Below are 7,227 nucleotides of genomic sequence, written 5' to 3' on the forward strand. Positions count from 1 at the left end.
CCGAAACCTCCAGCTTGCCCGTGACGTGCTCGACGCAGGCCCGACGGCGGGCGGCGCTCACGGGTTTCCCGAGGCGGCTTCCTTCAGCACCAGCTTCTCGAGCGTCAGATCCGCCACGGCCTTGCGGAGCCGCCCGTTCTCCTGCTCCAGCTGCTTCAGCCGCTTCACCTGGTCCAGCTTCAGGCCGCCGTACTCGCTCCTCCAACGGTAGTAGCTCTGCTCCGTCACCCCGATCGTGCGCACCGCCTCGGCAGTGGCCTTGCCCTGCGCCAGCATCACCTCGACCTGCCGCAGCTTGGCCACCATCTCTTCCGGCTTGTGGTGCTTCCTTGCCATCCCAACACCCTCCACGGTTCCGCCGGTCTCACCTTACCAGCGGACCGCTTCTACGGGAGAAGGTCAGCCCACCCGCAGCACCTCCAACTGTGGGATCAGCCATTTAGACCTGACACTGAGTTAACCAACGGGTCCCTACGCTAGCGCGCCCGCGGGTTCCCGAGTGAGATCGCGATGTCGGTGAGACCGCGAAGCTCCCTCGTGTCGGGCGGGCGCCTCGGCGGGACAGGGGCCGGACTGCCCCGGTCCTCCTCGACCAGCTTGGGGAACTCACCCCATCGCGGGCGTGCCTCCCCGCCCGCTTCGTCGGGGTTCTGCGCTCCCTCGGGAGCGACGTCGCGCACCGCCTTGAGCATCTACCTGAGCCCTCCGGCGGCGAACGTAGCGACGAGCCCGCCGATTGTCAGCAATAACGCGCCGACAAGGGCTACGAAGGCTCGGTTCCTCCAAGTTTTACGTTCCCGATTCAACACCCGGTTGCGCGCGGTCGCGACAATCATCTGCGCGATGAGACTGCCGCGCACCCTGGCCAGGATGATGCTCTCCAGCTCCCCTGGCGTCGCGTCCGCAAACTGCTCCTTGGTTTCCTGTGACACTTGGCCCGCTGACCGGAGCAGTTCCGCCTCGGGCGCCACGTCGAGCACGCCTCGCCGGACGAGCGCCGCTAGAAGGCAGGCGATGGACACAACAATTAGCGCCGCATCGAGGGCGAAGGCGGCAGCAATGGGCACGGCGTAGCTAGGCGGAGCCTGTCGGAGCTGCGGGGCCACGACGGCAATGGCGGCGAAGGTGGCGCCAGTGCCCGTCGCGTAGAAGGGCAGGCTCCGGACAACGGTCTCCTCGTCATCGAGTTCGCGAAGGAACCGCTGACGAACGTAGCCCTCCAGGAAGGCCTGCGTGGCGCCGGTGTCGGCCCGGTAGACAGAGGCTTCTGGATCGCGCACGGAGCGCACGCGTCCCGGACTCAAGGTTTCCTCCATGCGCGACTCCCGCGAACAAAATAGGAACATGCACAACCGAGTTCACGCTGTCCACCGACTTCTGCCGCGCTAAAGAGCCCGTGATTCCAAGCATCTCCAAAGGTCAGGACTGCCTTTCCCTTCGCCATCTCTGCGGCTCACCAGGCGAATGAAGTGGAAGTGCGCTCCTTTATCCACCTTAATGTTCTTGATTTGTTCTCGAACATCCAACAGCTTCGACGCATGCGCGAATCGTCCCCAGTCTCCGCCAAAGTTCCCAGAGAGCTCGGGTTCTACCCAGCGAAGGGCACAGGATCGCCCGTGCTCACCGGAGTCGATCAGAGTCCGTTCCGAAACGAGCGGCAGCTTGAACTCCCGGCCCTCTTCCCAACCCGCCAGGAGACACGCCATGGCGGATGAGCCCTCGGCGGCGCCCCTGATTGCTGCCTCTGGCGACGAGGTGGCCGAGGTGCTCGCCTATGCGCTTCGGCACGACGAACGGGGCCGCCCGCGCCGCGGCGCCGCATGGGAGGTCGCGGCCGCCGTCCTCGCCGAGCAGCTAGCAGCGCAGCTCGAGCGCGCCAACCTGATGGTGGTCAAGAAACCGCCGCGCCAGCCCCACAGCACCTGATGCCTGCGCAGGTTGACGGGTCTGCGCGGGATCGGCGTGCCGACGCCCCGCAGGCGTTCGCGGAGCTCGGGGCCAAGTCGAACTTCTCCTTCCTGGACGGGGCATCGCATCCCTCCGAGCTGGTCGCGACCGCGCAGGTCTTCGGATACGCGGGTATTGGCCTTTGCGACACCAACACCCTAGCCGGGGTCGTCCGCGGGCACGTGGCCGCCAAGGAAGCGGGCATCCCCTTCGTGGTTGGTTGCCGCCTCGCCCTGGAGGACGGCGCCGAGTACCTAGTCTGGCCGACCTGCCGGGCCTCCTACGGGCGCCTGACCGCACTCCTGTCCCGGGGACGCCTCACCTCGCCCAAGGATAACTTCCGGCTTGGCCGCGGCGCCCTGATCGAGGCCGCCGGAGGATGGGCCATAGCCATCATTCCTCCAGCTGATGTTGACGAGGATTTCGTGACGCGCGTCCGGCGCGATGCGGCCGACCTGCGGCGTCTGACGCTGCCCTTCATGGTCGCGGGTTCCAACACCCTTAGCGGCGGTGACGTCCGCAGGCTCGATCGGCTCGCCGACCTCACCCGCAGCGTGGGGGGCTGGCTCCTCGCCACCGGCGACGTCCGCTACCACGTTGCCGGGCGCCGCCGCCTCGCCGACATCCTGACCGCCATCCGCACGGGGCGAACCATCGATGGGATCGGCTTCGACGCGGAGCCGAACGCCGAGCGCCGCCCCAAGCCCCTCGACGAGATCGGCGCCCGCTTCAGGCGTCATCCTGATGCCATCGCCAACACCCTGCGTGTCCTTGAGGCCGCCCGGGGCTTCAGCCTCGACCAGCTCCGCTACGAGTACCCCGACGAGGTGCTGGAGCCGGGGCACACGGCCATCGAGACCCTCCGGGCACGGGTGGACCAAGCTCTGGCGGAGCGCTGGACCATCGTGCCCGAGGAGATCTCAGGCCGCGTCGAGCACGAACTCCGCCTCATCGACCGGCTCGGCTATGCGCCCTACTTCCTTACGGTTCACGAGATCGTCCGCTTCGCCCGCAAGCGCGGCATTCTGTGCCAAGGCCGAGGATCGGCCGCGAACTCCGCGGTCTGTTACGTGCTCGGGGTTACCGCCGTTGATCCCGGTAAGCACGACCTCCTTTTCGAGCGCTTCGTCTCGGCCTCCCGGGGCGAGCCGCCCGATATCGACATCGACTTCGAGCACGAGCGGCGTGAGGAGGTCATCCAGCACATCTACGAGCGCTACGGGCGGGAGCGGGCGGCCATCTGCGGCACGGTGATCCGCTATCGCGGCCGGTCAGCCATCCGCGAGGTCGGCAAGGCCATGGGGATGTCCGAGGACGTCACCGGCCGCCTCGCCAAGGCGAGCTGGGGGCCGGGCTCGGACAAGGACCTCGCCGAGCTCGCGGCCAGCGAGGGGCTGGACCTCAGCAACCCTCGGCTCGCCATGACTATGGAGCTTGCACAGGAAATCCAGGACTTCCCCCGGCATACCGCAACCCATGTCGGCGGCTTCGTCATCACCCGGGGACCGCTCATCGAGCTGGCGGTGGTCGGCAACGCCTCCATGGACGGCAGGACCGTCCTCGAGTGGGACAAGGACGACATCGACGCCCTCGGGATCCTCAAGGTCGATGTCCTGGCGCTTGGAATGCTCTCCTGCCTGCGGCGGAGCTTCGACCTGCTGCGCCGCCACGGCGGGCCCGACCACGACCTGGCCACGCTACCCCGCGAGTGCCCAGACACCTACGCCATGCTGCGGCGGGCCGACAGCGTCGGCGTCTTCCAGGTCGAGAGCCGGGCGCAGATGAACATGCTGCCCCGCCTCAGGCCCGAGAAGTTCTACGACCTGGTCGTGGAGGTTGCGATCGTCCGCCCCGGCCCGATCGCCGGTGACATGGTGCATCCCTACCTGCGCCGGAAGGCGGGCAAGGAGCCGGTCACCTTCCCCTCCCCTGCCCTGGAGCACGGGCCTGCCGACGAGCTGGAGCGGGTGCTGGGCAAAACGCTCGGCGTGCCGCTCTTTCAGGAGCAGGTGATGCGAATCGCCATCGTCGCGGCCAAGTTCACGCCAGACGAGGCCGACCAGCTCCGCCGGGCCATGGCGACCTTCAAGATCACCGGCGGTGTGGCGGCCTACCGCGAGCGCCTGGTCGCCGGGATGGTCCGGCGCGGGTACCAGCAGGAGTTCGCCGAGCAGGTTTTCGCCCAGATCGAGGGCTTCGGCAGTTACGGCTTCCCTGAGAGCCATGCGGCGAGCTTCGCGCAGCTCGTCTATTCGAGCGCCTGGGTGAAGTGCCACCACCCGGCGGTATTCACCTGTGCCCTGCTGAACAGCCAGCCCATGGGGTTCTACGCGCCCGCACAGCTGGTGCGGGACGCGCGGGACCACGGCGTGATCGTCCACGAGGCGGACGTCAACCTGTCGGATTGGGACAGTGGGCTGGAGCCTGAGACCGCCAGCCGCGGCGGGCTCTCCATCCGGCTCGGGCTGCGGCTGATCAGCGGGTTGCGCGAGGAAGAGGCCAAGCACCTGCTGCAGGCCCGACGCTCCAGGAACGGGGCGCCCTTCGCGAGCGTGGAGGACGCCGCCATGCGGGCGCAGGTTGGGCGCCGCACCCTGGAGGCGCTGGCGGCGGCCAACGCCTTTCGTTCGACCGGGATCAGCCGAAGGCGGGCTTCATGGGACGCCGGGGTGGCCGCGTCCGGGCCGCAGAACTTGCCGCTGTTCGCCGTGGCACGGGATACGGCCGAGGCAGCTATGGCGGAGGTGCCCCTGATGGCGGAACCCGAGGCGGCCCTGCCACACCAGCGCGAGGGCGAGCACGTCGTGGAGGACTACCGCTCGACCGGTCTGACCTTGGGTCGCCATCCGCTGGCGCTGCTGCGGCCCGTGCTGGACGGCCTGGGCCTGGATGACACCCGGAGCCTGACCACGCTGCCCCATGGCGCAAGGATTCGGCTGCCCGGCATCGTGCTGATGCGCCAGCGGCCGGGTAGCTCCAAAGGCGTGATATTCATGACCGTGGAGGACGAGCACGGTGTCGGCAATCTCGTCATCTTCGCCAAGGTGGCCGAGGAGAACCGGCGAGCCCTGGTCGGCGCTCGCCTCCTCGTAGCCGAGGGCAGGGTTGAACGGCTTGAGGAGAACGTGGAGGTGGCGGTGAACCACCTCATCGTCGCCAAGCTGGAGGACCGCTCGGACATCCTCGACGGCCTCTCGCTGGCCGACCAGGGTGGCGAGTGGGCAGAGCGCATCCTGGGGCGGGCAGACGAGGTCGGGCGGCCAGAGCTGGGGAGCAGGCGCCAGCCGCCGACGAAGCTGCCGCGGAGCAGGAACTTTAAGTGAGGCGCAACGAATCTGCAGACCCGTGGCAGCACCGAACTTGGGGAACGAGTGCGGACGGCGAGCCATGCTGACGGTCCTGCCCACCTCTATCGCATGGAGTACTGCTCCAGCAAGTCGGAGAGATGCCGGTCAGTCCTTAGCGGCGAGTGCCACTAGCTCTTCGAGGTCGAGGCCGCGTTCCAGATCGTGGAGCGTTTCATCATCAATCTGATGCGCGCGGTGCATGCGGACCAGCTCGGCTCGCCCTGCTGCCACGGCGGCGAGGATGACACCGCAATGGGCCGCGATATCCCGGGCGCGATCCTCATCGCTTCCGGAGAACTCCACCGAAACCGCCGCCCGCCGCCGGTAACTGTCGAGTAGGCACGGGTGGAGAAGGGTTCCGTTGCAAAGTTATACCAACGGCCTTGACCACTGCCTCGGATGTGATTCCGCCGGTGCGGCGGTTGTGATTCGCTCCTCGTGACGGCTGGTCTGGGAGGTTGGGATGGCGTTAGCGATCACGCGGCAGGATCGTTCTTAGGGCTGATCCCGTAGCGCCGGGCCAGCCCCCTTAGGCTCTCTTGACTATGGTGTATCGCTCGACGGACTGCCTCCGTCGCTGTGGCGCTACCGTGGAGAAGCTGGCCCACAGTGCGTCCTTCCACTCAGGGGAAAAGACTGCACCATCAAACCCTGGGATCAAACACCTAGGCCGACCACTCTCCCGGTTAGCTCGGTGGCCGAGGCGGGCAGCGAGCCGAGAAGAGCGGCGGCTAAAAAGAGTGAAAGGCAGAGGCGGTGCGCGAGGATCATGCGCCATCGTGCCACGCTAGCAGCATTGGACAAGCAGATGCCCTGGGAGAGCTTTGCGCCGAGGAAAAACGTTGGCGACTTGGAGACAATCTGACCAACTCCACTTGGCGACGAACTCGTTGGGTCCCTAGAATGTGCGTCGCCATGCCTCTGCCCCCCACCCCCTTCGATGGCCGCCCCAACCCGCTCGATGCCACGATCGAACCGGCTGAGGTGTTCCAGCACCCTGCGGCTGGCGAGGTCGGTAAGTGGATAGACAAGGCCCTGCACGGCCCACCCAGCCCGGGGGCGGTCGGGCGAATGGAACTGCTGCGGCACTGGGAGCGGCTGCCGGCTGACAAGCGGCGGATGTTGTTGCTGCTGGCTCGCGAGATGAGCCAGGCCGAGCAGTCCCGCGAGAGCATATCAGAGGACTAAGATGGCGACGGTGCTGCTGCCGATTTGGCAGCATGCGGCTATGCCCAATCGCACAACCCCAATCTCTCCTCCGCCTCCCATGGACGTCGATCCTGGCCGACGCTTCTCCCTCTGTGGGCAAGCCGTCGTACCGATCCTGGCAGGCTTGGCATCCGAGGCTCAGGACGCTGGCTGGCACCAGCGCGAGTTGGTCGTGGCGGTGATGACGTGGGAGGCAGCCCGAGCCGCCATGATTGATGGTGGTGAAGCCGTCACGGAGGCACTCATGCTCTCCCTTGATGCACCGCGGAGCCAAGGGGGATGAGCGACGACGGCGCAGCGTAACGACGCCACACTACAATAGGTTGAGTGTTAACATGGGTTGCAGCTGTCTACGGTCTAACCTTAGAGCACTTCAGGCTTGCACGGACTCGCGGGTTCTGATTCGACGCTGTTGATGAAGCAGCGAGGCAGGTGATGACGGCACCCCTGTCGCAGGACCTGCGCAAGCGCCTGGTTCGGGCTGTTGAGGAGGGCGCCTCGGCACGGGAGGCAGCAGCCCGGTTCGCCGTCAGTGCCTCGGCGCCGATCAAGCTGGTCCGGCGGGTGCGCCAGACCGGCAGCACGGCACCGGCCAAGATCGGCGGGTACCGCAAGCCGTTGCTGGCAGGTCAGGAGGCGTTCCTGCGGGAGCTGACGGCCAGCCGAAAGGGGATCACCCTGGCCGAGATCCGGGCGGCCCTGATCGAGCGCGGCGTGGCACCGG

The 7,227-nt window shown here is 67.1% G+C and carries 6 protein-coding genes and 3 pseudogenes; 4 read left to right on the top strand and 5 right to left on the bottom strand.

All coding sequences use genetic code 11. The annotated features are described in order from the left end of the window. The 3 genes and pseudogenes from BO39_RS28645 to BO39_RS28655 all read right to left on the bottom strand — a co-directional run. A pseudogene (locus tag BO39_RS28645) lies at nucleotides 1–336 on the bottom strand (transposase); the annotation flags it as partial. Between the two features lie 140 nt (nucleotides 337–476). Beyond that, nucleotides 477–692: a hypothetical protein gene (locus BO39_RS28650; protein ID WP_043840190.1), complete on the bottom strand. Its 216-nt coding sequence runs from the start codon at nucleotides 690–692 to the stop codon at nucleotides 477–479. Then, a complete protein-coding gene (locus BO39_RS28655) occupies nucleotides 693–1,316 on the bottom strand; it encodes a hypothetical protein (protein WP_043840192.1) in 624 nt (207 codons plus the stop codon). It abuts the gene before it with no gap. 388 nt (nucleotides 1,317–1,704) lie between these two features. On the opposite strand from BO39_RS28655, the gene BO39_RS28660 reads away from it, so the two are divergent. Both BO39_RS28660 and BO39_RS28665 read left to right on the top strand, forming a co-directional pair. Further along, nucleotides 1,705–1,926 carry a hypothetical protein gene (locus BO39_RS28660; RefSeq protein WP_043840194.1) on the top strand — a complete coding sequence of 74 codons (222 nt, stop codon included), beginning with the start codon at nucleotides 1,705–1,707 and terminating at the stop codon, nucleotides 1,924–1,926. Then, complete coding sequence (locus BO39_RS28665) at nucleotides 1,926–5,270, top strand: error-prone DNA polymerase (RefSeq protein ID WP_052403007.1); 3,345 nt, start codon at nucleotides 1,926–1,928, stop codon at nucleotides 5,268–5,270. Before BO39_RS28660 ends, BO39_RS28665 begins: the two co-directional genes overlap by 1 nt. Nucleotides 5,271–5,399: 129 nt before the next feature. Here BO39_RS28665 and BO39_RS28670 read toward each other — a convergent pair whose 3' ends face one another. Next, nucleotides 5,400–5,597 carry a hypothetical protein gene (locus tag BO39_RS28670; RefSeq protein WP_043840196.1) on the bottom strand — a complete coding sequence of 66 codons (198 nt, stop codon included), beginning with the start codon at nucleotides 5,595–5,597 and terminating at the stop codon, nucleotides 5,400–5,402. A 191-nt stretch (nucleotides 5,598–5,788) separates the two neighbouring features. Continuing rightward, nucleotides 5,789–5,902 (bottom strand): annotated as a pseudogene (locus BO39_RS33400) (IS481 family transposase); the annotation flags it as partial. Nucleotides 5,903–6,209: 307 nt separating this feature from the next. On the opposite strand from BO39_RS33400, the gene BO39_RS28675 reads away from it, so the two are divergent. Together BO39_RS28675 and BO39_RS28680 are read left to right on the top strand one after the other, a co-directional pair. Continuing rightward, complete coding sequence (locus BO39_RS28675) at nucleotides 6,210–6,482, top strand: hypothetical protein (RefSeq protein WP_043840198.1); 273 nt, start codon at nucleotides 6,210–6,212, stop codon at nucleotides 6,480–6,482. Nucleotides 6,483–6,938: 456 nt separating this feature from the next. Beyond that, nucleotides 6,939–7,227, top strand: a pseudogene (locus BO39_RS28680) (IS630 family transposase); the annotation flags it as partial.

Origin of the sequence: Roseomonas aerilata DSM 19363 (assembly GCF_000711725.1) — a bacterium.
Taxonomy (GTDB): Bacteria; Pseudomonadota; Alphaproteobacteria; order Acetobacterales; family Acetobacteraceae; genus Roseomonas; species Roseomonas aerilata.

Excerpts from the sequence above, each read along its gene's own strand:
- BO39_RS28650 (WP_043840190.1), bottom strand. The coding sequence starts at position 692 with ATGCTCAAGGCGGTGCGCGACGTCGCTCCCGAGGGAGCGCAGAACCCC.
- BO39_RS28655 (WP_043840192.1), bottom strand. The coding sequence starts at position 1,316 with ATGGAGGAAACCTTGAGTCCGGGACGCGTGCGCTCCGTGCGCGATCCA.
- BO39_RS28660 (WP_043840194.1), top strand. The coding sequence starts at position 1,705 with ATGGCGGATGAGCCCTCGGCGGCGCCCCTGATTGCTGCCTCTGGCGAC.
- BO39_RS28665 (WP_052403007.1), top strand. The coding sequence starts at position 1,926 with ATGCCTGCGCAGGTTGACGGGTCTGCGCGGGATCGGCGTGCCGACGCC.
- BO39_RS28675 (WP_043840198.1), top strand. The coding sequence starts at position 6,210 with ATGCCTCTGCCCCCCACCCCCTTCGATGGCCGCCCCAACCCGCTCGAT.